This is a genomic window from Klebsiella sp. S69, from assembly GCF_016516145.1.
In the GTDB taxonomy this organism is placed as follows: domain Bacteria; phylum Pseudomonadota; class Gammaproteobacteria; order Enterobacterales; family Enterobacteriaceae; genus Klebsiella; species Klebsiella oxytoca.
The window spans coordinates 131,406-152,746 of sequence record NZ_JACVUU010000003.1 but is presented as its reverse complement, the minus strand read 5'-3'; the positions used below and the strand labels follow the sequence as shown (position 1 = coordinate 152,746).

Below are 21,341 nucleotides of genomic sequence, written 5' to 3'. Positions count from 1 at the left end.
GATAGAACGGCGCACTGAAACCAGGAGGTTGACGGTAATTAACAGGATTAGCCTGCGCGCAGTATCATCGCGGGCAATTAGTCTGGGGTGAATTTATCAATCAGCGAAAGAGCGTGTAAATAATTAGACAGCGCCAACAGCGCATGAAATGAGTTAAAACCGAATTTATCAATTAATCTTCTTTTATAGTTGCTGTAGGCTTTAGGTGAGATGCCGAGCAGTTCCGGATAGTCTTTTGCCAGCACGTTAAATTTCATAATAAAAATATACTGGAATTCTCTTTCCGTTAGGGTGATGTCCTCACCGACAGGGATACCGTCAGTGACTCTGGCGATAATACTGGCGATGTGCGCGGTGCGCCTCTTGTTGATCAAGCAAATGATATTGCCTTCCACCTTGAAACACACAAAATTCTTTTTCATTTCAAAGCTGTTTATCAAAAAATGAAACTGCGCATGGCTGCTGGATGAGTATCTGGTTAAGCACAGATCGACGAGATTCGCCTTTCTGACCGCTTTTATATCATTTATTTTCAGACGCATGGCTTTTTTAAAAAAATGATTATGGCTGAAAATAGTTAACATTCCGTTCCCTCACGAAAGTGCAATCATCCTTTATAGAAATGCGTATAATACGCGCCATGGGAATATACCCATGAGTGAAGCGGGTGAATTATAGGTTTGATTAATATTTATTGTCCAGACGAGCAAATTTCAGATAAATCCCCGTAAAATTTACCCTGTTGACATTTCTCGCCCCCGACGACGGCAACCATACCTCCCTTTTCTTTAGGATTTTTCTCATTAAACGTCAGTTGCAAAGAAATGAACAGGAGAACATTCTGCCATGCAGAATATATTCAACCAATTACATTGGAGAAAACGCTTTATAAACAGATAAATTCGGTTACCAAGGTGTTGCACGTACCGCGATGTGACGGCGAGATCGAACTTCTGAGGGTTTGTTTGCCATTCGTTTAGGTGGCAGCAGATGAAAATGCCGGGCTTGCGGCCCGGCGCTGATAAAGATTATGTCCGGCTCCGGGCCAGCAGAATAATAATAAACAGTCCTCCGATGCCGGCCGTAATGATCCCGATAGGCAGCTCCTGCGGGGCCAGCAGCGTCCTGCTGACAATGTCGCCGCCGCACAGCAGTACAGCTCCCCACAGACCACATAAAGGCAGCAACCGCAGATGCTTAACCCCGGAAAAGTAGCGGCACATATGCGGCACCATCAGCCCGATAAAGCCGATCACTCCGGTTAAGGCCACCAGCAGCGATGTCGCCAGCGCGCAGCAGAAAAACACCTCCATCCGCAGGCGGCTGACGTTGATGCCCAGCGACTGCGCGGTCTGTTCTCCGGCCAACAGGCCATCCAGCGATCGCCAGCGTAACAGGATAAAAGCGCAGAGAAATAGCAGACTGAATACGGCATAAGGTAAATTATCCCACCGCGCCAGGCCGAGGCCGCCCAGGGACCAGAACAGCACTGAACTGGCGGCCCGCTGGTCGCCGGAGAAAATCAGATAGCTGGTCAGCGCGCCGAATAAAAAGGAGATAGCCAGCCCGCAAATGACTAAATGCTCGGCGCCGCGCTGCTTTTTAAAATGAAACAGCAGCATCACCGCCACCGCAGAGCAGATCCCGCCGACGAATGCCGACACCGGCAGCGTCAGCCCCCCTAGCCGCTCGCCGAACCGGGTAATCACCAGCACCGCCCCCGCCGATGCCCCGGAGGAGAGCCCGAACAGAAAAGGATCGGCCAGATCGTTGCGCGTGGTGGTCTGTAAAAGGCCGCCTACCATCGCCAGCACCGCCCCGGTCAGCACCGACAGCAGCGTTCGCGGCACGCGCAAATCAATGACGATACGGGCCATCATGTCCGAAACTGGCACATCAAGCAGCCGTAAAGCCCCCAGAATCTGCGTCAGCGATAGCGGTACGCTGCCTTTCGCCACGCTGAGCAGCATCAACCCGGCTAACACCGGTAGCGCGCCCCACGCGGCCCAGTAGTAACGATATGGCGTTGAACTCATTGGTTAGCCGCTGGATACATCGCATGGGCCAGCTTTTCGGCCGCTTTAATATTTGCCGGACCGGGCGTCAATTCAGCATACTGCAGCTTCAGATAACGCTGGTGTTTCACCGCCGGGGTCTGCTTCATTAACGGATGATTTTCGAGGAAGCGGCGCAGCGCGTCGGCGCCGCTGCCGGTCTGATAGTCGAGAAGAATAATAAAGTCGGGTTCCGCCGTCGCGACGCTTTCCCATGAGGTGGTGCCCCAGCTTATTTCGAGGCCATCCATGACGTTTTGACCTCCGGCCGCTTCGATAATCGCGGTCGGCATAGCATAGCGCCCGCTGGTAAAGGGCTTGTCTTCGCCGGAATCATAAACAAACACCTTCAATGGCTGCACGCCCTGCGGCGGCCTGGGCAGCGCATTGAGCGTTTTTTTCCAGCCGTCGACCAGCGCCTGCGCTTCCCGCTGTTTGCCGAAAATTTTGCCCAGCGTTAGCTCATCGTTATACAGCAGGTCCATGCTGGCTTTTCGTTTGTCCTTAGCGGTAAACACGCAGCTCTCACTCAGAACAAAGGTCTTGATACCGTATTTAGCCAGCACGGAAGGGGTGACTTCTCCGCCCACTTTCATGCCGTAATTCCAGCCCGCGAAAAAGAAGTCCGGATTAGCCGCCAGCAGCGTTTCCAGCGAGGGATACTTCGGCGCCAGCTCAGGAATCGCCCCCATCTGCTGCTTAAATTGCGGCGTCATTTTGTACCATCCGCTAATCCCGGTTAAACCCACGATACGGTCCTGTAAACCGAGAGCAAAAGCCATTTCAGACATATTTAGATCGTGTATGACCGCCCTTTTCGGCGCCTGGGTAAAGGTTACGGGCGTTCCGCAACTCTCAATGGTGACAGGAAAATCTCCTGCGTTCGCCGCTGTAATAGAAAAAACCGCCATCATGCCGGCAAGCCATTTATTCATTCTTCGTCATCCTCAAAATTGATTACGCATAGCCTGGAACTTCAAAAATCCGCAGCGCCTTCCCGGTCTCGGGATGCGGCACGGTAAAGCTGGTTAAGCCGAAGACGGGATAGAGCTGTTCCGAAATAAGGACGCGCTCGGGCACATCCCAGGCTGCGGCGCGCCCCTGCGATAAAAGCAAAACCCGGTCGGCAAAGGACTCCACCAGCGAAAGGTCGTGCAATACCGCGACGACCGTGATCCCCTGGTTTTTAACTAAAGAAAGAAGCTCAACCCGACCCGGGGGATCGAGATGGTTGGTAGGCTCGTCGAGCAACACCAGTTCTGGCGACTGGGCCAGTACCCGCGCCAGCGCGGCGCGCTGCCTCTCACCGCCGGATAATGCCGATAGCGAGCGCGTTCGCAGCCTCTGTAGTCCCGTATCATTAATCGCCCGGGTCACGATGATGTCATGGTCACGACGCGACATCTCCCTGGCGTGGGGGATCCGCCCGAGGGCGACATAATCCTCAAGCGCCAGCCGCATATCCGGGGCATCATTCTGCGCAAGGACCGCGATCTGCCGGGCACGCTGCTGGCGGGTTAACGCTGAAACCGAGCGGCCATTCAAGCGAATCTCGCCCTCCCGCGTCGTCAGCTGCTGATCTATCGCCCGTAATAAGGAGGTTTTGCCGCTGCCGTTAGGCCCAATCACCGCCAGGCACTCTCCTTTTCTGGCGTGGAAATGAATATCCGTAAGAAGCGCGCCGCCGCCAGGACGCGGTAGCGATGCAATATTGACGCTAAGCACCGCTTCGCTGGCCCTACTCCCGTTTGTCAAACGCCTCTCCATTAGCCTCTTCTCCTGCTCTCTGCCGAGCGGCCTGGTAAAATGCGCTCGCAATCAATTATTCTCACCCGCATAGATGATAATCATTATCATTTAAAAAGAAAGGTTAATAGTCACATATTTTATAATGCTTTATTTGTTATAATATAACATATCAATTATTGCCGGGCGTTGGCAACCCGCGATCGATACTGCCCGGGAGAGGCGTTAGGTTCTGGAGGAGTTGTATTCAGGCCGACGCTGTGTTCTATTGCCAGCCCACTCGGCGGTTTTGAAAGGAAACTTCAGGATGAAAACGGTAGAGTTTTTGCTTTATACCCTTAAACCCGGTACCGGGAATGATTTTCACCGCGTAATGCAGGAGCAAAGCGCCCCCCGCCATCGCGCCGCCGGGATGGATATCGTCTCCTTTGGCAATTCGGTGGAAGACAACGACGCTTATTACCTGATTCGGGCTTATGACGACCTGGCGCATTTAAACGCTTCCCAGGAGCGCTTTTACAGTAGCCCCGCGTGGCGCGAAGGCCCACGTCAGGCCATCATCGACATGATTGCCGTAAGCGTAAAATCGGTTATGGTTCTAAGCGCCAGCGCGGTTGATGGCCTGCGAAACGGCTGACCGGCACAGGGGCTGACGCGGGCCGACAAGTAAAGGGCTTTGTTGCTGTCGGAGAAGGTGACGGTTCTCAGTCAATGCGGAGACCGCCCCTGATCCTGTCGCTGAATTTAGATCTGATTGAGCGAGGCAAGAAAGCCCTGCGGCGTATTGTCGCCCAGTTTCTTTTGCGCCCGTCCCTGGTTCCACAGCGTGCACAGCCGCTGCAGCGTTGCGTCAGGCTCATCCAGCGCCGGGATAATATTGGCCAATCGTTCGCTAAGCTGTACCGCCCCGCGCTCCTCCGCGATCACCGTTGTGCATGACAAATCCGCGCGTATCGGTTCGAAGCCCTTATGAGCATAAGTCTCAAGACATTGTATCTGCGCCGGACAGGCTTCCAGCGCCTGGTTCAGCCAGCTATCCACCAGCGCGGGCGAAATGCCGGAATAGATACGACCAAAGCACCAGCCGCTGATCGGCTCCTGCGCCCACAGCAGATGATGCTCGCCGCCATCGTCCATCGACAGCGCGAGCTGCCGGTAATGCAGCGTCAGGGTATCCGGCCTCATCCCCGCTTTTAACGCTTTCTTTCCCTGCGGCGCGGCGTTTTTCCGCCCCTCATGGGCCGGGCGAAGATAGCGGTTTAGCGTGGCCCGTGAAAGGGTGATACCCAGCCCTTCATTCACCATAAACAGCAGCTCGTCCAGCGGCGCACGCAGTATATCGCGCAGGGCGTTAATCAGCGCCTCCTGCTCTTGTCTCAATACTTTGTGTATCAGATGTGGCGTGGTGTGATTATCTGAAATCTGGCTGCGGTTGCGCCAGCGACGAACCGTAGTGATTGATATACCCAGTTCCTGCGCCAGTTCGCGGTCGCTTTTCGTCGACTCCTGGAGATATTTTCGCGTTCTTGGGGTGGTGGTGGCGTTGGCATGCAGCTTGATTTCCATACAATCCTCGACGGAAAATATAACTAATCATATGAGATATATATAGTTACAGAGAAGACATTGTGAACCGCTTCACCTTTCAGCCCACCGCTTTCTCGCATAATCCGCCATAGATAACACACACAGCCCCTGTCGATCTTGTACGGAGTTCACAATGAACAATGTTCTGGGATTTCTTGAAGCAAAACTGATGCCTCTGGCGGCGAAAACTGCCCAGCAGCGTCATCTCGGCGCTATTCGTGGCGCCTATGTTTCATTCATGCCTTTTATTATTGTCGGTTCAATTCTGCTGGTGATCTCGTCGTTTCCTAATCAGAGCTATCAGCAGTTTATGGCCAGCACCTTCGGCGCCAGCTGGAGTGCGATAATTGAAATCCCGTTCAATGCGGTATTTTCCACGATGTCGCTGTTTATCAGCTTCCTGGTGGCCTACCGCCTGGCGGAGCACTACGGGGATGACCGTATCTCCTGCGGCATCCTGTCGCTGGTGGGATTTTTGATCCTCACCCCCTTTATTAAAGTCGCTGAAAACGGCGGTATCACGGTGATCCCCGTTGAATGGATCGGTACCAAAGGTTTGTTCGTCGCCATGATCGGTTCGCTGCTGTGGACCGAACTCTTCTGCTGGTTAAAGCGCAAGAAGCTGGTGATTAAGATGCCTGACGGGGTTCCACCCGCCGTGCAGGAGTCTTTTGCCGCCCTGATCCCGGCCCTGCTGGTGATGATTCTGATCCTGGCGATTCGCATCGGGTTTGAACACACGCACTACGCCACTATTCACCAGTTCATTTATGAGGTCGTCGCCTCGCCGGTTCGCCATTACGGTACCTCCTATTTCGGCGCGCTGATGACCGTATTCAGCATCACTATTCTGTGGTCCGTCGGCATCAACTCCGGTTCAATGATCAACGGCATTATTCGTCCTTTGTGGATGGAAAATCAGACCGATAACATCGCCGCGATTCAGGCCGGCGTGACCCCGCCGCACATTATCACCGAGCAGTTCTTCGATATGATCTGGATGGGCGGCGCGGGCGCAACGCTGTCGCTGGTGATCGCCATGCTGATTTTCGCCCGCAGTAAAAATATGCGCGAGGTCGCCCGCCTCGGGGCCGGCGCTTCCATCTTTAATATCAACGAACCCATCCTCTTCGGCCTGCCGGTGATCATGAACCCGATCATGCTGATCCCCTTTAACCTCGTGCCGCTGGTGCTGGTCACGGTGCAGTACGCGGCGATGAAAATCGGCGCGGTGGCCGTCACCACCGGGGTGTTTATTCCCTGGACGCTGCCGCCGGTGATCAGCGGGTTTATCGTGACCGGACATCTTAGCGGCAGTGTAATGCAGATCCTCAATTTGTTGATTGGCGCCATGCTATATCTGCCTTTCATGCGTATCGTCGATAAGCAGTATCGCGCGGCGGAGACAACCTCCCGTACCGAAACGGACAACACGCTTGCTAAACAGGAGTAAACCAATGTGGGGAATGATTGCCACCTGGCGAATGGCGCTGGAAGGGGTAACGGAAGCCGCGACGGCGCTGGCAGCCGGCGCTGATACCGCCAGCGCCGTGGTCGATGCGGTGGCGGCGGTAGAAGATTTTCCGCTCTACAAATCGGTAGGCTACGGCGGGCTGCCGACGGAAAACGGCGAGGTTGAGCTGGATGCCGCCTTTATGCATGGCGATACCCTCGCCTTCGGTGCGGTCGGCAACCTGGTGGATATTGCCAACCCGGTCAAAGTGGCCCACGCCCTCAGCCGCCAGCGCTATAACAGTCTGCTGGTTGGCCAGGGCGCCAGAGAGTGGGCCATCAGTCAGGGATTCGCCGCCAAATCCATGCTGACCGAGCGGGCCATGCAGCACTACCGGAAACGCTGTCGCGAAACGCTGGATAAAGGCCTCAGCCCTTACGACGGCCACGATACCGTGGGCATTATCGGCCTCGACAAACAGGGCTCCATGAGCGTTGCCACCTCGACCAGCGGCCTGTTTATGAAAAAGCGCGGGCGGCTCGGTGATTCTCCGATTATCGGCTCCGGTTTCTACTGCGACAGCGAAATCGGCGCCGCTACGGCGACCGGCGTCGGTGAAGATCTGATGAAAGGCTGTACCAGCTACGAGATTGTCCGGCGAATGGCTCAGGGCATGACGCCGCAGGAGGCAGCGGACTCGGTAGTCTGCGAGCTGGAAGACAAACTGATGTCGCGCTTTGGCCGTGCGGGCGATCTCTCGGTGGTGTGCATGAACCGCCGCGGGGAATTCGGCGCGGCCACCAATATAAAAACCTTCTCCTTTGTCGTCGCCACCGCGACGCAGCCGCTCACCGTATTCTGCGCCGAACGCGTGCAGGAGAAAACCCATTACCGTCCGGTGGACGACGAATGGATGCAGGCCTATGCCGCACGCATTCGCGCCCCCATCGAGGAGTAACCATGCTGGATTATCGCTTAATCAATCAACTGGATAGCGACTGTAACGGCGCGCACCTGGTGACCTGGCCGGGCAGCACGCTATTAAAACAGGCCCCGCTCAACGACAGCACCCTGCTCACAGAAATGGCGGTGCAGGCCGCCCGCGGCGAGGTGGCTGACACCCGCTTCGGCTGTTCGCCCTTCGCGCGCATCACTCTTATCCCGCAGGCGCACTGGCGGGATGCGCTTAACGATGGGCTGAGCGAGGCGCTGCGGCCGCTATACAAAAAGCCGGTGAGCGAATCGCTTATCCTTGATTGTTCGCTGGGAGAGACCGCCGGCGCGTTAACCAAAGCGCTGCGCGAACTGTTTAATCTCGACTGGCAGCTTGCTGATTTAGGTCTGCATCAGAATACAGCCGTCAGGCCACGCCTGCGTCAGCTGGTCCTCTACGCCTTACCTGAACAGCGGTCGACGCTGGATGCCCTCGCCCATCGTCAACGGGCCACGGCGCACGGTATGCTCGCCGCGCGGCGGCTGGCGGATCTGCCTTCGGAGCAGTGTACGCCGCAGTACGTGGTAGAAGAAGCCCGTCGTCTGTGCGCCGATATTCCTGCTCTGCGCTGCGAAGTTCTCGATGAAAAAGCGATTGTCGATCAGGGGCTCGGCCTGCTGCATGCGGTGGGTAAAGGTTCCGAACGCCCGCCGCGCCTGCTGGCGATTCATTATGAGGGCGTCAGCGAGGGCCCGGTTCGTTGCTACGTGGGTAAAGGCATCACCTTTGATACCGGCGGGCTGTGGCTCAAGGAAGGCGCCGGAATGTACACCATGAAGTACGATATGTGCGGTGCTGCCAACGTTCTCGGCCTGATGCTGAGCATCGCCGAGCTGGCGCTACCGGTGCGGGTAATGGGGGTACTGGCGCTGGCGGAAAACGCGATTGGTCCCGGCGCCATGCAGCCGGGCAGCGTCGCCCGGGCCTGCAATGGCCTGACGGTAGAGATCAATAATACCGATGCCGAGGGCCGTCTGGTGCTTTCCGACGCCATTGCCTGGGCCAGCCAGCGGTATCCGCAGGCGCGCTATATTATTGATATTGCGACCCTCACCGGCGCGGTGGTTAAGGCGCTGGGCTATGATTTGAGCGGTTTGATGACCCAAAGCGACACGCTACGAGCGGCGTTGACCGAGGCGGGGTTAAAAAGCGGAGATGAGGTCTGGTCACTGCCGCTGGATAGCAGGCTGAAGAAACAGACCGCAAGCGCAATCGCCGACCTGTGCAACACGCCGGGCAATAACGCAGCGATCAGCGCTTCGGCTGCCTGGCTTTTGCAGCATTTCTGTCCGCCGGAGATCCCGTGGGCCCATCTGGACGTCAGCGGTACAGCGCTGTGGCGAGAAGGTGGTAAAAGCGTCGCTTCCGGTCGGCCTGTTCCGCTGCTGGTGCAGCATCTGCTCGACGATATCGGAGAGAGTTAACCCCTCCCCGGAGGCGATGCTGCGCATCTGTCCGGGCTACGTGTTCTCAGCAGTCAGCGATCCTGTAGCCCGGCTAAGCGCAGCGCGAGCCGGGAAGAAGCCGCAGCAATACCACGTCTCCGCACATTCCCCGGGTTGCGGGTTACCAGCAGCCTGCGGGCCGGTAGCCCGGGCAGGCGCTTTGCGCCGCCCCCGGGAAAAGAGCGCAGAGTGGCAGAATTTCCCGGAGGCGATGCTGCACATCTGTCCGGGCTGCAAAATCCGCAGGCTTCCTGGCCCGGGAAAGGCCCTACTCCTCGCTCGCCACCGGTTTTACTCTCACCGCAAACAGCACTATCACCATCGCGCTGACCAACAACAAACCGCTGCCAACAAAAACCCCGCTGGCGCCGTTAAGATCGAACACCGCCCCGCCGCCGGCGGCACCGGCGCTAATCGCCAGCTGGATAGAAGCCACCAGCAGACCCCCCGCGCTTTCCGCCTCATCCGGCACCGTGGTGGCAAGCCATGTCGACCAGCCCACCGGCACCAGGCCAAAGGCGAAGCCCCACATTGCCACCAGCAGACCGTCCAGCAGCGCGAAGTGGCCGAACGTCACCATCATCAGCGCCAGCACGCTCATCGCCAGCGGTACCAGCGCCAGCGTCATGCGCAGGCTTCTGGCCAACAGATGTCCGGCAATCGACGTGCCGATAAAGTTCGCCACACCAAAACCGAGCAGGATCAGGGAAACCCCTTCGACGCTGGCCTGCGCCACGGTTTCGAGGAACGGACGCAGATAGGTAAAGAAGGCGAAGTGGCCGCTAAAAATCAGGATTGTCGCCAGCATTCCGCCAACCATGCCCGGACGGCGCAGCACTTTAACCAGGGTGGCAAAGCTGCCCGCGCTCTCCGGCCGCATGGAAGGCAGAACCCACAGCTGCCAGAGCAGCGCAACCACGCTCGGCAGCGCACAGATAAGAAAGACGTTGCGCCAGCCGATCAGCGCGCCGAAATAGCTGCCCAGCGGCGCGGCCACTACCGTCGCGATGGAAACGGCGGAAAAGATAATCGCCAGCGCTTTCGGTACCATCGCCGCCGGAACCAGACGCATGGCGGTTGCGGTCGACATTGACCAGAAGCCGCCGATGGCGATCCCCAGCAGCAGACGTCCCAGCAGCAAAAACTCCAGCGAACCGGCGAAGGCCACCATCATGCTGGAGATAATTTGCAAAACGGAGAAGAACATCAGCACCCAGCGGCGGTCAATATTTCGCGTCGCGGTGGTGATCAGCAGCCCGGTAACTAACGCCACCAGCGCCGTCGCGGTCACCGCCTGCCCCGCCATGCCTTCGCTAACGCCCAGGCTTGCCGCCATCGGCGTCAACAAACTGGCAGGAAGAAACTCGGCGACAATCAGGCCAAATACTCCCAGCGCCAGCGCATAAACGGCGCGCCACGCGGGCCTGGCGTTGGCCAGGCTCTCTTCTACTGCAATGCAGGAACTCATAAACATCTCTCCAGAACAATTAACATTTCGTTAAGGTTAGGCGGTTCTGTTCGGACGATCTATGATACATACTCTGTGATTATTGATAATTCGTCCGGGAATGATGTTATGACTCAGCACGCCCTCGATCTCACCAGCGAACTTCTGCGCGGCATGCGCCTTTCCGGCGTCAACTACCGCCGCATCGAAACCTCGCGCCCTTTTGGCGTCGAATTCGGCTTCGTACCTGGTAAAGCGCAGTTCCACTTTATCAGCCGGGGACCGGTACTGCTGCGCATGGTCAGCGGCCAGCGCCTGATGCTGCAGAGCGGCGATGCGCTGTTTATTCCTAACGGCGATGGTCACGTGCTGCTCTCCGATGACCAGGCAACGGTGGTTAACGTGTCCAGACTGCCCAGCGAACCGGTTTGCGACTCGGTAAGCTGCGTCAAAAACGCCTGCGACGACGCGAAAAGCGACAGCGCCATTATCTTCAGCGCCTGTATGGACTTTGAGCTTGGCGGCATGCAGCCGTTAGTCAAAGCGATGCCCGAAGTGATGCTGGTCAGCAGCCTGCTGACCAGCCGTCCGGAGATCCCGCCGATGCTGGCAGCCATGGAACGCGAAAGCCTCACTCGACAGGCGGGCTACGCCGGTATTCTGGCGCGGCTGGCCGATGTGGTCGCAGCGCTGATTGTCCGCGGCTGGGTGGAGTGCGGCTGCGGCAACGCCACCGGCTGGGTACAGGTGCTGCGCGATCCTAAACTGGCTAAAGCCATTTACGTTATGCATCAGCAGCCGGGCATTAACTGGAAAGTCGAGGATCTGGCCCGCGAGGCGGGAATTTCGCGTTCGGTATTTGCTGAACGCTTCCTCTCCGCCACCGGCACCACGCCCGCCCGCTATCTTACCGAGCTGCGTATGCGCCTCGCGGTGCAGTACATTTCCCATGAGGGTCAGGCGCTGGAAAAAGTGGCCTTCAGGCTGGGGTACAGTTCTCATGCTGCCTTCAGCCGCGCCTTTAAACGCATTATCGGAAAGGCGCCGGGCGCGCTGCGCGATCTGTCGCGGGAAGAAGGATTTTAGCACTGTCCCAGTTCACGGGTGCGCCTGACCGCCGCCAGTACGCTGCGCTGAAGCCCCGCGGCAAAATCGCTGTTGTTCAGCTCATACAGACCGTGGATCCCGACTCCCGCCGGGGAATTGTTGATATCCAGAAGCTGGCGCGGATGCTTCTGGCTTTGGCGCAGCATCTCGACCGCGCCGAGCAGGTTTTCCAGCACCACCTCCGTTGCCTGGGGTCGAGGCAGTCCCGCCAGTACGCCGGCATCGGTAAGGGACTCAATAAAGTAGTAAATATAGTTAGGTCCCGCGACGCCAAAGCCGGTAAAGATATCGATCAACCGCTCAGGCAGATACAGCACTTTGCCAAAGCCGCGCAGAAACGGCTCGATCTCAGCCGCGCTGGCGTGGGCGTTTAAGGTCACGCCGCTATAGCCAAATCCGGTATCGGTCAGGGTATTGGGGATCGCCCTGGCAATCGGCGTTGCCGCACCAAACAGGGAGGCCAGCTTTTCCAGGGTCACCCCCGCGATCAGAGATACCACCGTTGTCGAGCCGTTTAGCTGCGCGCGCACGCGGTTCGCCACCCCCGCCAGATCGTCCTGCGGACGGATCCCCAGCACCAGCAAAGAGGCCTCGTTTACACCACCGTCGCGCGACAGCCGATAACGGGCGCGCAGAGGCTCGACTCGCGTGCTGTCGATATCCTCGAGCGAGATCGCGTCCGCCCGCAGCGCACCGTGGCTTAATGACGCGCGAATAATCGCCTCCGCCATCTGTCCGGCGCCAATAAAATGGATCCTGGCCATGAGTATTACTCCTTATTCAAAAAGATATTCGCCGTTGCCAACGCGAAAGCGTCGGCCTTTGAGCGCCGGGTTGGCAACGCGAAACCCCAGTTCAGTCAGTTGATTCGCCGCGCCCTGGCGGAAAAGAAACTCTCGACCGCCCACCGCCAGCCCCTGCGGATGGAGCGCAGCGCCACCCGATACAGCGTTTCATTATCCGGCACCAATCGTGACGCATCCCGGGAGAGTAAAAACGTCTCCGCGTCGGAAAGCAGCTCTGTATCATCGGCAATCGCCAGAAATTCGATCCAGGTCAGACCGAAATAGTTCAGCACATTTCAGGTCCCCCAGCCCGGGTGGCGCCCACCGGCCACCGTGTTGAGCTTTTGCCCGCTTAATACCTGAACCGCCGCTTCCGGCTGATTAACAAACTGGACCGCGTGGCCCCACGTTAAGGTTGCCATTCGCCCTCCCGCTCCTCTGCCTGATAAAAACGCAGCCGACAGGCAGCATCGCCGCGAGCCAGCGCGGTCTGCACCTCTAAATGCAGCCCCGGAAACGCGTCGGTTAGCGCACGATCGCCTTCCATGCAGATATCGCACAGCGTCTCAATTTCGCTGGCGCCTCGCCCCTGCTGCCGCCAGCAGTTGACATAGGGACAGTAGTGAAACAGGACGATAAATTCGGCCCGGCTGGCGCTAACGGGCTCCATCTCATAAACCTGAGATTCCAGACCGCGGGTAAACAGCCCGGCAAACTCCTGCAAATCTTTTCGATCGCGCATTTGCGCGCGCAGCTTATGCCCGATATCGTGGCCATAGTGGCGTATTGCTTCACGGACAGAATCATCCGCGATATCGCGCTGTCGGCTTTCGTCCAACAGGTAACCGATCGTTGCCGCGCGTTTTTCAGTAATGGCGCGCAGCGCCAGGGTCACCTCATCGTTTAAGGTGGCGGCGTTATGCGCCGGTTCCGAGCTTATTTGCGTCATGCGCTTATTCCCAGTCGGTATTTACTTTCACGTCGCTGGCGCCCGGCAGGGCATATACATCTTCGGCGTACCATTTCCGCGAGAGGTCAGCGAGCGTGCCGTCCTTTTTCAGGGCAACCAGCTGCGCGTCAATCGCTTTGATTAGCTGCGGATCGGTATTTTTTTTATACAAATAGACGTTAGGAAACAGGCCGACGGAATCCGAAGCTTTCAGATTAAGATTTAGCGCCTTATTTAACGCCAGCAGCGCGCCAATAGGATAAATCGCCGCATCGTATTCCCCGGAGGCTACCGCTTTAAAGATATCGGCGGCAGACTGCTCGCCGTTGGGCTGCAGGTTAATTTGTTGGCCTGGATGTTTTTTATTGTAGTTTTCAATCACCGTATAACGGGCGTCGGAGGTATGAATCGGCACCAGTTTTTTCTTACCGCTGGCGAGATCGCCAAGGTTATGAATATCGTTCTCATCGTTACGTACAATCAGGCGTAAATCGCTGATACCGGTCGGCTCGCCAGAGTGGTCGTATTTTTCCGCCCGCTCTTTGGTGAGATAAAAGTGATCCGCCGCGAGGGTATAGGCGCCAGTCGATAGGCCGACGATCATCGCATCGCGAGAGACCGCATTAAAATGAAACGTATAGTCCGTTAACCGCTGGTCCAGCACCTTTAACAGGTCGCCATCGTAACCGGTAATATTGTTGTTATCGTCAACAAAGCTAAAGGGAAAACCGTTAGCATTGACGACAACCTCAACCGTTTTCGCGTTTGGGCTTCTTTCAACCGCCTGCGCGGCGTCCATTCCCATTGCCAACACCAGCGCACTCACCAGTAAAATTTTATTTTTCAAAATACCTTCCCCAAAATGATAACCGTGGAACACTCTTTTCTGCGTTGCCTTGCCAGCGGACGCTCAGAAACCTTTCTGCCCTGCGCAATGCTCTGGCAATCGCCAGGCACAGCACGATATAAATCACCAGCACGACGCAGTAGGCTTCGACAAAATGAAACCCGCGCGCGGCGGCGATATTGGCTTTCGCCATCAGATCAACAACGGTGATGGTGTAAACCAGCGAAGTGTCTTTAATCAGATCGATCAGCACGCTGGTAAAGTTCGGCAGCGCGGATACCGCCGCCTGTGGAAAAATAATGCGTCGGAACTGCGTGAACCCGCTCAGCCCAATTGACCATGCAGCCTCGCGCTGCCCCTTATCAACCGCGTTCCATCCCGCGCGAAAGGTTTCGGCGAAATACGCGCTGAAGATCAGCGATAACGCGGTGACCGCCGCCGCCAGCGGCGAAAGTTTATAGCGGTACATCGTGTCCTGCGGGCCGCCGAACAGCCCGGCGGCAATCCACGGCCAGACGTAAAAAAAGAAATACAGCATCACCAGGACCGGGACCGAACGGCCAAAGGAGAGGAAAACCTTCGCCAGCCATTGAACGCCGGGTACCTGACGAATAATCGTCCACGCCAGCGCTGCGCCCAGCAAAGTGGAAAACAGTAAGGATAATAACGTTATCGTCAGGGTGACCGGCAGCGCGCTTAAAATAAACGTAAAATTGTCCCGAATGAACGCCAGGCTAAACATGTTAATTTATCACTCCAGCAGGAACTGATATTTCTTTTCAATACGAGTGGTAAAATAGAGAATAATACTATTTAGCACCCAGTAGACGATAATAACGCTAATAAATGCCGCGACTTGTTTAGCCCCGTAGCTATTTTGCGAAATCTTTTGTGCACGACCAAAAATATCCACAATGCCAATAATATTGACCAGCGAGGTCATTTTCACGAGATTAATTAAAAGATTGCCAAAGACGGGAATAGCAATAATAAATCCCTGGGGGAAAATAATCCGTCGTATTCCCTGATGCCAGGGAATATTCAGGCTGATAATGGCCTCTTTCTGGCCGCTATCCACCGCGCGCCACGCTGAACGCATCATTTCTGCAAAGTAGGGACTGATGCTGACCGAGATAGACAGCACCGCAAAGGTGGTATCGCTAATCCACAGCGGCGGCAGCGCCAGCGCGGTCAAAATTAATTTGCCGCCGAAGAAAAACAGCAGGATCAGCAGCGCCAGAGGCGCGCCGCGCAGAATGTCGGTATACCCCTTTGCCGCCGCGCTGAGCGGCTTAAAGCGGCTAAACTGCAGCAGCACAATCAGCAGCGCGATCGTCAAACCAAGCAGCAGCGACGCCAGCGTTATGCCGAGAGTCACGGGTAAATTTTCCAGCAGTTTCGGCACTATTCCGGCGATATCCTGCCAGCTAAACAGCGGGTTATTGTTCATCATCAGCCTCAGGCATGATAGTGCAGTTGCGCAAGAAACGCCCGGGTTCGGCCCTGCTGCGCTGCGCCAAATATCTGTTCCGCCGGGCCCTGTTCAACGATTTCACCGTTTTCCATAAATACCACCCTGGAAGCGACCTGACGGGCGAACGCCATTTCGTGGGTCACGATGATCATCGTCTGGCCCGCGGCGGCAATGGTCTGAATAAGCTCCAGCACTTCACCGACTTTTTCCGGATCCAGCGCGGAGGTCGGCTCATCCAGCAGCAGAACGGCGGGGTTAATCGCCAGCGCCCGCGCAATACCGATACGCTGCTTTTGGCCGCCGGAGAGACTGTGCGGATAGTGGTCTTTTTTATGCAGTAACCCCACCTGCTTTAAGAGTCGTTCAGCAATAGCCAGCGCCTCCTGCCGCGGGCGCTTTTTAGCGTATATCAGGCCTTCGGTAATATTTTGCAGTGCGGTGAGATTATGAAAAAGATTCCACGATTGAAAAACCATAGCGGTTTTTGAGCGTAGTTTTTCAATCTCCTTTTTTCCCGCTTTTGCGCAATCCAGCGCCACATCATCTATTCTTATTTGCCCGCTATCGGCAGGCTCTAAGAAATTAAGTGTACGTAATAGCGTGGTTTTCCCTGAGCCGCTGGGGCCAATAATGCAAATAATCTCGCCGGAATGAATGCTGAGGGATACCTCTTTTAGCACTCTTTCACCGGAGAAGCTTTTACTGATCTTATTGAGCGTTATCATAATGAGATATTCGTGAATAATGATTATTTGCCGCACACCGGCAATTATTGCTGTACAAAAACTATATTGCCGCCGTTCAGATGATAGCAAACAAGAAAATCATCTATCGAAAGTCAAAAAATAACTTTTTATATATTTGTTATGACAATGAGGCTGGATTGTAATCAAACTTTATTAGCAAAACAGGATAGCGTTAACCGATAATTTTTATTCAGATTTATTGAACAATGAGAACAAATTGTTTCGATTTTAATCATCTCGTCGCCGTCCTATCATTTATCACATCGGGGCAACAACGCTCCAACACTAACAAAACGCTTAAGGAATACGACCATCAAATCCATCAAAACTTTCGTTGTAGTTGCCGCACTCTCGATGATCTCTTTCGGTACTTTTGCGCAGAGCATTAGCGCCAGCGCTTCCACACTGGACCGCGCAGAAGCCAAAATTGCCGCTCAGGCCGCAGAGCAAGGCGCGTCTTACAAAATCACCAGCGCTCAGTTCAATAACCGCGTGCATATGACCGCTGAGCTGACGAAATAAAATTTGAAACATTGCCGGGCCGCCGGAAGACACAGGCGACAGCGACAACACGATGAAATAAGGAACAAAATATGAAAAATATCGGCGTAGTCACCGCACTGCTGTTAGCCGCTACCCTTTCGTCCGGCGCGATGGCCGCAGAGAATAGCTTTGCGCGCCCGGAGGCAGGTTCAAATATCGATACATCTGTGCAGCAGAATCATATTGATGTCAGCCATGCCTTTGATAAAGAGAGCCTGACCGCAGGCAATCTTCAGTAAAACACAGCACAGGGCGCGCGCGGAATTATCCGCTGCGCGCCTTACTTTTTCTGCCAGTGTGCCCACGGATTATCCGCCGGCGCTTCCGCTTTTGCCGTATCGGTATCGGACAGCGAATCGATATACAGCGCTTCCACTTCTTTGCGCGCCCACGGCGTGCGGCGTAAAAACTTCAGACTCGATTTAATGCTCGGATCGCTTTTAAAGCAGTTAATGTTGATGCGTTTCGCCAGTTCGGCCCAGCCATATTGCGCGACCAGCGCGTTTAACAGCGCCTCCAGCGTGATGCCGTGCAGAGGATCGTTTGGATGCTGCATTGCGTCTTGTTACCTGATTTAAAAATTTTGCTCACCATACTGTCTCCCGACGCTATACGCAACCTGCCTTATCGCCCCTTATCCAGAATTCGCAAAAGCACAGAACCCTCCACGGTCATAAATTAGAAAAGAACGTTATTGGTTGAATATTTTCGCTTAAGGCAAGCTGGCCTCAACCACCCGACTGAGGAATCGATCATGCGCTGTTGTTGTCCCCGAACCCTGAACCTGAATCGACGAAAACATCTGAATACCGCCTTCGGAGAAGACAATGAACGCGACAACCTTACCGATACTGGATCTTGCCCGCTACGCGGACCCCGCTGAAAAAGCGGCGTTTCTCGCCGACCTGCGCCACGCCGCCCGCGATATCGGCTTCTTTTATCTGATCAACCACGGCGTTGATGAGTCGCTGCAGCAGGCCGTGCAGCAGCAATCCCGCGCCTTTTTTGCCCTGCCCGACGATCAAAAGCAGAGGGTGGCAATGATTCACTCTCCGCATTTTCGCGGCTACAACCGCGCCGCGTCTGAATTAACCCGCGGTCAACCCGACTGGCGCGAGCAGTTCGATATCGGCGCCGAGCGCCCGGCCCTGCAGCTTAGCGAACGCGCCCCGCGCTGGCAGCGTCTGCAGGGGCCGAATCTCTGGCCAGAGGCGTTGCCCTCGCTCAAACCCACATTACTGACCTGGCAACGGGAAATGACCCAGGTTGGGATCACCCTGCTGCGCGCCTTCGCCGAAGCGCTGCGCCTGCCGCAGGATGCCTTCGATGGCCTGTATGGTGATAAGCCCAATGAACATATCAAGCTGATCCGCTATCCCGGCCAGCAGGAGACCCAGAGCGCCCAGGGCGTTGGCGCGCATAAGGACTCCGGCTTTCTCAGCTTCCTGCTGCAGGATGAGCAGAAAGGATTGCAGGTCGAAGTCTCTCCTGACCGCTGGATTGACGCGACCCCGCTGGCGGGCAGCTTTGTGGTGAATATCGGCGAGCTGCTGGAGCTGGCGACCAACGGCTATCTGCGGGCAACGGTGCACCGGGTCGTTTCGCCGCCCGCCGACCAGCAGCGGCTGTCGATCGCTTTCTTCCTCGGTGCCCAGCTGGATGCCGTGGTCCCCGTCTACACCCTGCCCGATGAGCTGGCCCGCGAAGCCCTCGGACCGGATAGCGACCCGCAAAACCCGCTGCTGCGCGAGGTGGGCTGGAATTACCTGAAAGGGCGTCTGCGCTCGCATCCTGATGTCGCCGAGCGCTACTACCAGGATGTTTTTCGCGAACGCGCCGAGCAATTGATCGTTTAAACATAACAACAAACACAAGGAATAAGATGATGAAATATGCCGCATTTAAACTGGCAGGGGTTGCACTGTCTCTCTCTCTGGCCTGGACTTCCGCTCAGGCCGCCGCGCTGCGCGTCGCCGCCGACCCGGTGCCGCACGCCGAAATTCTTAATTATATTAAAAAAATCGATCCCAGCCTCGACCTGAAAATCGTCGAACTCACCAGCGGCGTAAACGCCAACGAGCTGTTGGCTAACGGCGACGTCGACGCCAACTACTTCCAGCACGTCCCCTATCTGAAAGATCAGGAAAAAGCGCTGGGCAAAACCTTCGCCGTCGCGGCGACCGTCCATATTGAGCCGCTGGGGATCTATTCGCGCAAGCATAAAGATTTTAAATCGCTGCCCGAGAACGCCACCGTGGCGGTCCCGAATAACACCACTAACCTGAGCCGCGCGCTATTCCTGCTGCAAAATCAGGGTTTGATTAAGCTGGCGGCAAAATTCACCGACCCGGCGACCACCCTGGCAACGCCGAAAGATATCGTGGAAAACCCGAAGCACCTGAAAATCCTTGAGATTGAATCCCCGCAGATCCCGCGGTCGCTGGATGACGTTGACCTGGCGGTGATAAACGGCAACTACGCGCTGGAAGCCGGGCTGGTACCGGCCAAAGATGCGCTGGGTCTGGAGAGCGCCACCAACAACCCGTACGCTAATATTCTGGTGACAACGCCGGCGCTGGCGAACGATCCGCGCATCAAGGCGCTGGCCAAAGACCTCACCTCGCCGCAGGTCGCTGAATTTATTCGTAAGCAGTATAACGGCTCGGTGATCCCGGTTGCCCCTCAGTCATGATTGAGATTGTCGGGCTGAGTAAAACCTATGCCGGAACAGGCCGACCGGCGCTAAACGATGTCTCTCTGCATGTGCCGGGCGGTGCCGTTTACGGCATCCTTGGCCGCAGCGGTGCGGGCAAAAGTACGCTGATACGCTGCCTGAATTTGCTGGAGCGGCCCACGGCGGGCCGCATTATTGTGAACGGGAATGATATTACCCGGATGGATAAAAGCGCGCTGCGCGAATACCGGCTGCGCACCGGCATGATCTTCCAGCACTTTAATTTACTTCACGCCCGCAGCGTCGCTGACAACGTCGCGGTGCCGCTGGAGATAGCCAAAGTGCCGAAAGCGGCCCGCCAGGCTCGCGTGGCGGAACTGCTGGAGCTGGTCGGGCTGGCGGATAAAGCCGCCGCCTTCCCGTCTCAGCTTTCCGGCGGGCAAAAGCAGCGCGTGGGGATCGCCCGCGCGCTGGCCGCACGGCCGGATGTGCTGCTGTGCGATGAGGCCACCAGCGCCCTTGACCCCGAGACCACGGCCTCGGTGCTCAACCTGCTGGCGGACATCAATCAGAAGCTGAACCTCACCATCGTGCTGATCACTCACGAGCTGGAAGTGGTGAAAACCCTCTGCGACCACGCGGCGCTGCTGGAGCACGGTGAGATTATTGAAAGCGGCAGAATTGCCGATTTGCTGGTGGCGCCATGGTCGCGGCTAAGGCAGTCGCTGCTGCACGACCCGCAGGCGGAGCGGGACTTCCTCGCTCGCCACGGTTTACACGGGAGGCCTTTATGCGGAGTAGCATGAGTTGGGAAGATCTCTGGCCGCTGTTGTTTCAGGGCACGGTGGATACCGTTTATATGGTCGGCCTGGCGGCGCTGTTTACCGTGCTGCTCGGGCTGCCAACCGGCGTGCTGCTGTTTGTTTCACGCCGCAACGGGCTGGCGCCGATGCCGAAGCTCAACGCCATCCTGGGCGCGATTATCAACTTTGGTCGTTCGCTGCCATTTATCGTGCTGCTGATCGCGCTGATTCCGTTCACCCGGTTGATTATCGGCACCACCCTCGGCAGTACCGCCGCGGTGGTTCCGGTCACCATTGGCGCCTTTCCGTTCTGCGCGGCTGACTGAAAATGCGCTGGATGAAGTGGACTACGGGCGTATCGAGGCGATTTTATCGATGGGCGGCAATATCTGGCACGTCATCTTTAAATCGCTGCTGCCGGAAGCGCTGCCGACCCTGCTGGCAGGCATCACGCTGACCATCGTCATGCTGATCGGCTTCTCTTCGATGGCGGGCGTGATTGGCGGCGGCGGACTGGGCGATCTGGCTATCCGTTACGGCTATCAGCGCTTTAATAACGAGGTGATGGTCGGCACGGTGCTCATTCTGGTCGCGCTGGTACAGGGGGTGCAGATGGCCGGCGACCGTCTGGTTCGCGGCCTCGCCCACCGCCGTTAACGATGAGCGGATGGCCGCGCGCCATCCGCG

The 21,341-nt window shown here is 56.4% G+C and carries 24 protein-coding genes and 2 pseudogenes; 11 read left to right on the top strand and 15 right to left on the bottom strand.

Going from position 1 to position 21,341, the window contains the following annotated elements:
* Positions 1 to 77 precede the first annotated feature (77 nt).
* The 4 genes from IAE27_RS04725 to IAE27_RS04710 all read right to left on the bottom strand — a co-directional run bounded on the left by IAE27_RS04725 (position 78) and on the right by IAE27_RS04710 (position 3,821).
* Positions 78 to 584, bottom strand: coding sequence for a hypothetical protein (locus tag IAE27_RS04725; protein WP_200092035.1), 507 nt, complete (start codon positions 582 to 584; stop codon positions 78 to 80).
* Between the two features lie 444 nt (positions 585 to 1,028).
* Positions 1,029 to 2,036 (bottom strand): FecCD family ABC transporter permease, encoded by a 1,008-nt coding sequence (locus IAE27_RS04720; RefSeq protein ID WP_156529710.1) that lies wholly within the window; start codon positions 2,034 to 2,036, stop codon positions 1,029 to 1,031.
* Positions 2,033 to 2,989: an ABC transporter substrate-binding protein gene (locus tag IAE27_RS04715; RefSeq protein ID WP_017145830.1), complete on the bottom strand. Its 957-nt coding sequence runs from the start codon at positions 2,987 to 2,989 to the stop codon at positions 2,033 to 2,035. The genes IAE27_RS04720 and IAE27_RS04715 overlap by 4 nt, the downstream gene beginning before the upstream one ends.
* Before the next feature lie 22 nt (positions 2,990 to 3,011).
* Positions 3,012 to 3,821, bottom strand: a complete 810-nt coding sequence (locus tag IAE27_RS04710) for an ABC transporter ATP-binding protein (protein ID WP_004102250.1) — start codon at positions 3,819 to 3,821, stop codon at positions 3,012 to 3,014.
* 286 nt (positions 3,822 to 4,107) lie between these two features.
* Here IAE27_RS04710 and IAE27_RS04705 point away from each other — a divergent pair, with 286 nt between their 5' ends.
* On the top strand, positions 4,108 to 4,437 hold the full coding sequence (locus tag IAE27_RS04705) for an NIPSNAP family protein (RefSeq protein WP_023321000.1): 330 nt from the start codon (positions 4,108 to 4,110) through the stop codon (positions 4,435 to 4,437).
* Between the two features lie 107 nt (positions 4,438 to 4,544).
* Here IAE27_RS04705 and IAE27_RS04700 read toward each other — a convergent pair whose 3' ends face one another.
* Positions 4,545 to 5,366 (bottom strand): hypothetical protein, encoded by an 822-nt coding sequence (locus tag IAE27_RS04700; RefSeq protein WP_023321001.1) that lies wholly within the window; start codon positions 5,364 to 5,366, stop codon positions 4,545 to 4,547.
* Positions 5,367 to 5,520: 154 nt separating this feature from the next.
* Between IAE27_RS04700 and celB the strand changes: the two genes are divergently transcribed.
* From celB to IAE27_RS04685, 3 genes are read left to right on the top strand one after another with little or no spacing between them, the layout of a single operon-like run.
* On the top strand, positions 5,521 to 6,840 hold the full coding sequence (gene celB, locus IAE27_RS04695; protein ID WP_004102253.1) for a PTS cellobiose transporter subunit IIC: 1,320 nt from the start codon (positions 5,521 to 5,523) through the stop codon (positions 6,838 to 6,840).
* Positions 6,841 to 6,844: 4 nt separating this feature from the next.
* Positions 6,845 to 7,798: a N(4)-(beta-N-acetylglucosaminyl)-L-asparaginase gene (locus IAE27_RS04690; protein WP_023321003.1), complete on the top strand. Its 954-nt coding sequence runs from the start codon at positions 6,845 to 6,847 to the stop codon at positions 7,796 to 7,798.
* A 2-nt stretch (positions 7,799 to 7,800) separates the two neighbouring features.
* Entirely contained in the window at positions 7,801 to 9,258 is a 1,458-nt protein-coding gene (locus IAE27_RS04685; protein ID WP_115239578.1) for a leucyl aminopeptidase family protein, read from the top strand.
* A gap of 289 nt (positions 9,259 to 9,547) precedes the next feature.
* Here the strand turns inward: IAE27_RS04685 and IAE27_RS04680 are convergent, their stop codons facing one another.
* Complete coding sequence (locus IAE27_RS04680) at positions 9,548 to 10,747, bottom strand: MFS transporter (RefSeq protein ID WP_142475078.1); 1,200 nt, start codon at positions 10,745 to 10,747, stop codon at positions 9,548 to 9,550.
* A 108-nt stretch (positions 10,748 to 10,855) separates the two neighbouring features.
* Here IAE27_RS04680 and IAE27_RS04675 point away from each other — a divergent pair, with 108 nt between their 5' ends.
* Positions 10,856 to 11,812: an AraC family transcriptional regulator gene (locus tag IAE27_RS04675; protein WP_004851102.1), complete on the top strand. Its 957-nt coding sequence runs from the start codon at positions 10,856 to 10,858 to the stop codon at positions 11,810 to 11,812.
* Here the strand turns inward: IAE27_RS04675 and IAE27_RS04670 are convergent.
* The 8 genes and pseudogenes from IAE27_RS04670 to IAE27_RS04640 form a co-directional block, all read right to left on the bottom strand.
* The gene (locus IAE27_RS04670; protein ID WP_142475077.1) at positions 11,809 to 12,597 is read right to left on the bottom strand and encodes a pyrroline-5-carboxylate reductase family protein; all 789 of its coding nucleotides are present in this window, start codon (positions 12,595 to 12,597) and stop codon (positions 11,809 to 11,811) included. The genes IAE27_RS04675 and IAE27_RS04670 overlap by 4 nt on opposite strands.
* A gap of 12 nt (positions 12,598 to 12,609) precedes the next feature.
* Positions 12,610 to 12,911, bottom strand: a pseudogene (locus tag IAE27_RS04665) (hypothetical protein).
* Between the two features lie 3 nt (positions 12,912 to 12,914).
* Positions 12,915 to 13,040 (bottom strand): VOC family protein, encoded by a 126-nt coding sequence (locus tag IAE27_RS29560; protein ID WP_224257837.1) that lies wholly within the window; start codon positions 13,038 to 13,040, stop codon positions 12,915 to 12,917.
* A complete protein-coding gene (locus IAE27_RS04660) occupies positions 13,028 to 13,567 on the bottom strand; it encodes an L-2-amino-thiazoline-4-carboxylic acid hydrolase (RefSeq protein WP_200092033.1) in 540 nt (179 codons plus the stop codon). Before IAE27_RS04660 ends, IAE27_RS29560 begins: the two co-directional genes overlap by 13 nt.
* A 4-nt stretch (positions 13,568 to 13,571) precedes the next feature.
* Positions 13,572 to 14,414 carry a transporter substrate-binding domain-containing protein gene (locus IAE27_RS04655; protein WP_070557650.1) on the bottom strand — a complete coding sequence of 281 codons (843 nt, stop codon included), beginning with the start codon at positions 14,412 to 14,414 and terminating at the stop codon, positions 13,572 to 13,574.
* Positions 14,404 to 15,156 carry an amino acid ABC transporter permease gene (locus IAE27_RS04650; protein ID WP_004102262.1) on the bottom strand — a complete coding sequence of 251 codons (753 nt, stop codon included), beginning with the start codon at positions 15,154 to 15,156 and terminating at the stop codon, positions 14,404 to 14,406. The genes IAE27_RS04655 and IAE27_RS04650 overlap by 11 nt, the downstream gene beginning before the upstream one ends.
* A 9-nt stretch (positions 15,157 to 15,165) precedes the next feature.
* Positions 15,166 to 15,864 (bottom strand): amino acid ABC transporter permease, encoded by a 699-nt coding sequence (locus IAE27_RS04645; RefSeq protein ID WP_004113220.1) that lies wholly within the window; start codon positions 15,862 to 15,864, stop codon positions 15,166 to 15,168.
* A gap of 8 nt (positions 15,865 to 15,872) precedes the next feature.
* Complete coding sequence (locus IAE27_RS04640; RefSeq protein WP_004102264.1) at positions 15,873 to 16,613, bottom strand: amino acid ABC transporter ATP-binding protein; 741 nt, start codon at positions 16,611 to 16,613, stop codon at positions 15,873 to 15,875.
* A 333-nt stretch (positions 16,614 to 16,946) separates the two neighbouring features.
* Here IAE27_RS04640 and IAE27_RS04635 point away from each other — a divergent pair, with 333 nt between their 5' ends.
* Together IAE27_RS04635 and IAE27_RS04630 are read left to right on the top strand one after the other, a co-directional pair.
* On the top strand, positions 16,947 to 17,156 hold the full coding sequence (locus IAE27_RS04635; protein ID WP_070557651.1) for a YdgH/BhsA/McbA-like domain containing protein: 210 nt from the start codon (positions 16,947 to 16,949) through the stop codon (positions 17,154 to 17,156).
* 71 nt (positions 17,157 to 17,227) lie between these two features.
* Entirely contained in the window at positions 17,228 to 17,416 is a 189-nt protein-coding gene (locus tag IAE27_RS04630; protein ID WP_004113223.1) for a hypothetical protein, read from the top strand.
* A 41-nt stretch (positions 17,417 to 17,457) separates the two neighbouring features.
* On the opposite strand, the gene IAE27_RS04625 is transcribed toward IAE27_RS04630, so the two are convergent.
* A complete protein-coding gene (locus tag IAE27_RS04625) occupies positions 17,458 to 17,733 on the bottom strand; it encodes a VF530 family DNA-binding protein (RefSeq protein WP_004102267.1) in 276 nt (91 codons plus the stop codon).
* Between the two features lie 271 nt (positions 17,734 to 18,004).
* On the opposite strand from IAE27_RS04625, the gene IAE27_RS04620 reads away from it, so the two are divergent.
* The 4 genes and pseudogenes from IAE27_RS04620 to IAE27_RS04605 all read left to right on the top strand — a co-directional run bounded on the left by IAE27_RS04620 (position 18,005) and on the right by IAE27_RS04605 (position 21,311).
* On the top strand, positions 18,005 to 19,033 hold the full coding sequence (locus tag IAE27_RS04620) for an isopenicillin N synthase family dioxygenase (protein ID WP_016807426.1): 1,029 nt from the start codon (positions 18,005 to 18,007) through the stop codon (positions 19,031 to 19,033).
* 29 nt (positions 19,034 to 19,062) lie between these two features.
* Positions 19,063 to 19,869 carry a MetQ/NlpA family ABC transporter substrate-binding protein gene (locus IAE27_RS04615; protein WP_004134110.1) on the top strand — a complete coding sequence of 269 codons (807 nt, stop codon included), beginning with the start codon at positions 19,063 to 19,065 and terminating at the stop codon, positions 19,867 to 19,869.
* On the top strand, positions 19,866 to 20,657 hold the full coding sequence (locus IAE27_RS04610) for a methionine ABC transporter ATP-binding protein (protein WP_004113226.1): 792 nt from the start codon (positions 19,866 to 19,868) through the stop codon (positions 20,655 to 20,657). Before IAE27_RS04615 ends, IAE27_RS04610 begins: the two co-directional genes overlap by 4 nt.
* Positions 20,654 to 21,311: pseudogene (locus IAE27_RS04605) on the top strand (methionine ABC transporter permease). The gene IAE27_RS04610 and the pseudogene IAE27_RS04605 overlap by 4 nt, the downstream one beginning before the upstream one ends.
* The last annotated feature ends 30 nt before the right edge of the window (positions 21,312 to 21,341 follow it).

Bases quoted from the DNA above. Each gene is read 5' to 3' on its own strand.
- IAE27_RS04705 (WP_023321000.1), top strand. From the start codon at position 4,108: ATGAAAACGGTAGAGTTTTTGCTTTATACCCTTAAACCCGGTACCGGG.
- IAE27_RS04620 (WP_016807426.1), top strand. From the start codon at position 18,005: ATGAACGCGACAACCTTACCGATACTGGATCTTGCCCGCTACGCGGAC.
- IAE27_RS04625 (WP_004102267.1), bottom strand. From the start codon at position 17,733: ATGCAGCATCCAAACGATCCTCTGCACGGCATCACGCTGGAGGCGCTG.
- IAE27_RS04720 (WP_156529710.1), bottom strand. From the start codon at position 2,036: ATGAGTTCAACGCCATATCGTTACTACTGGGCCGCGTGGGGCGCGCTA.
- IAE27_RS04630 (WP_004113223.1), top strand. From the start codon at position 17,228: ATGAAAAATATCGGCGTAGTCACCGCACTGCTGTTAGCCGCTACCCTT.
- IAE27_RS04710 (WP_004102250.1), bottom strand. From the start codon at position 3,821: ATGGAGAGGCGTTTGACAAACGGGAGTAGGGCCAGCGAAGCGGTGCTT.
- IAE27_RS04615 (WP_004134110.1), top strand. From the start codon at position 19,063: ATGAAATATGCCGCATTTAAACTGGCAGGGGTTGCACTGTCTCTCTCT.
- IAE27_RS04670 (WP_142475077.1), bottom strand. From the start codon at position 12,597: ATGGCCAGGATCCATTTTATTGGCGCCGGACAGATGGCGGAGGCGATT.
- IAE27_RS04690 (WP_023321003.1), top strand. From the start codon at position 6,845: ATGTGGGGAATGATTGCCACCTGGCGAATGGCGCTGGAAGGGGTAACG.
- IAE27_RS04645 (WP_004113220.1), bottom strand. From the start codon at position 15,864: ATGAACAATAACCCGCTGTTTAGCTGGCAGGATATCGCCGGAATAGTG.
- celB (WP_004102253.1), top strand. From the start codon at position 5,521: ATGAACAATGTTCTGGGATTTCTTGAAGCAAAACTGATGCCTCTGGCG.
- IAE27_RS04715 (WP_017145830.1), bottom strand. From the start codon at position 2,989: ATGAATAAATGGCTTGCCGGCATGATGGCGGTTTTTTCTATTACAGCG.
- IAE27_RS04640 (WP_004102264.1), bottom strand. From the start codon at position 16,613: ATGATAACGCTCAATAAGATCAGTAAAAGCTTCTCCGGTGAAAGAGTG.
- IAE27_RS04675 (WP_004851102.1), top strand. From the start codon at position 10,856: ATGACTCAGCACGCCCTCGATCTCACCAGCGAACTTCTGCGCGGCATG.
- IAE27_RS04700 (WP_023321001.1), bottom strand. From the start codon at position 5,366: ATGGAAATCAAGCTGCATGCCAACGCCACCACCACCCCAAGAACGCGA.
- IAE27_RS04610 (WP_004113226.1), top strand. From the start codon at position 19,866: ATGATTGAGATTGTCGGGCTGAGTAAAACCTATGCCGGAACAGGCCGA.
- IAE27_RS04660 (WP_200092033.1), bottom strand. From the start codon at position 13,567: ATGACGCAAATAAGCTCGGAACCGGCGCATAACGCCGCCACCTTAAAC.
- IAE27_RS29560 (WP_224257837.1), bottom strand. From the start codon at position 13,040: ATGGCAACCTTAACGTGGGGCCACGCGGTCCAGTTTGTTAATCAGCCG.
- IAE27_RS04650 (WP_004102262.1), bottom strand. From the start codon at position 15,156: ATGTTTAGCCTGGCGTTCATTCGGGACAATTTTACGTTTATTTTAAGC.
- IAE27_RS04680 (WP_142475078.1), bottom strand. From the start codon at position 10,747: ATGAGTTCCTGCATTGCAGTAGAAGAGAGCCTGGCCAACGCCAGGCCC.
- IAE27_RS04725 (WP_200092035.1), bottom strand. From the start codon at position 584: ATGTTAACTATTTTCAGCCATAATCATTTTTTTAAAAAAGCCATGCGT.
- IAE27_RS04685 (WP_115239578.1), top strand. From the start codon at position 7,801: ATGCTGGATTATCGCTTAATCAATCAACTGGATAGCGACTGTAACGGC.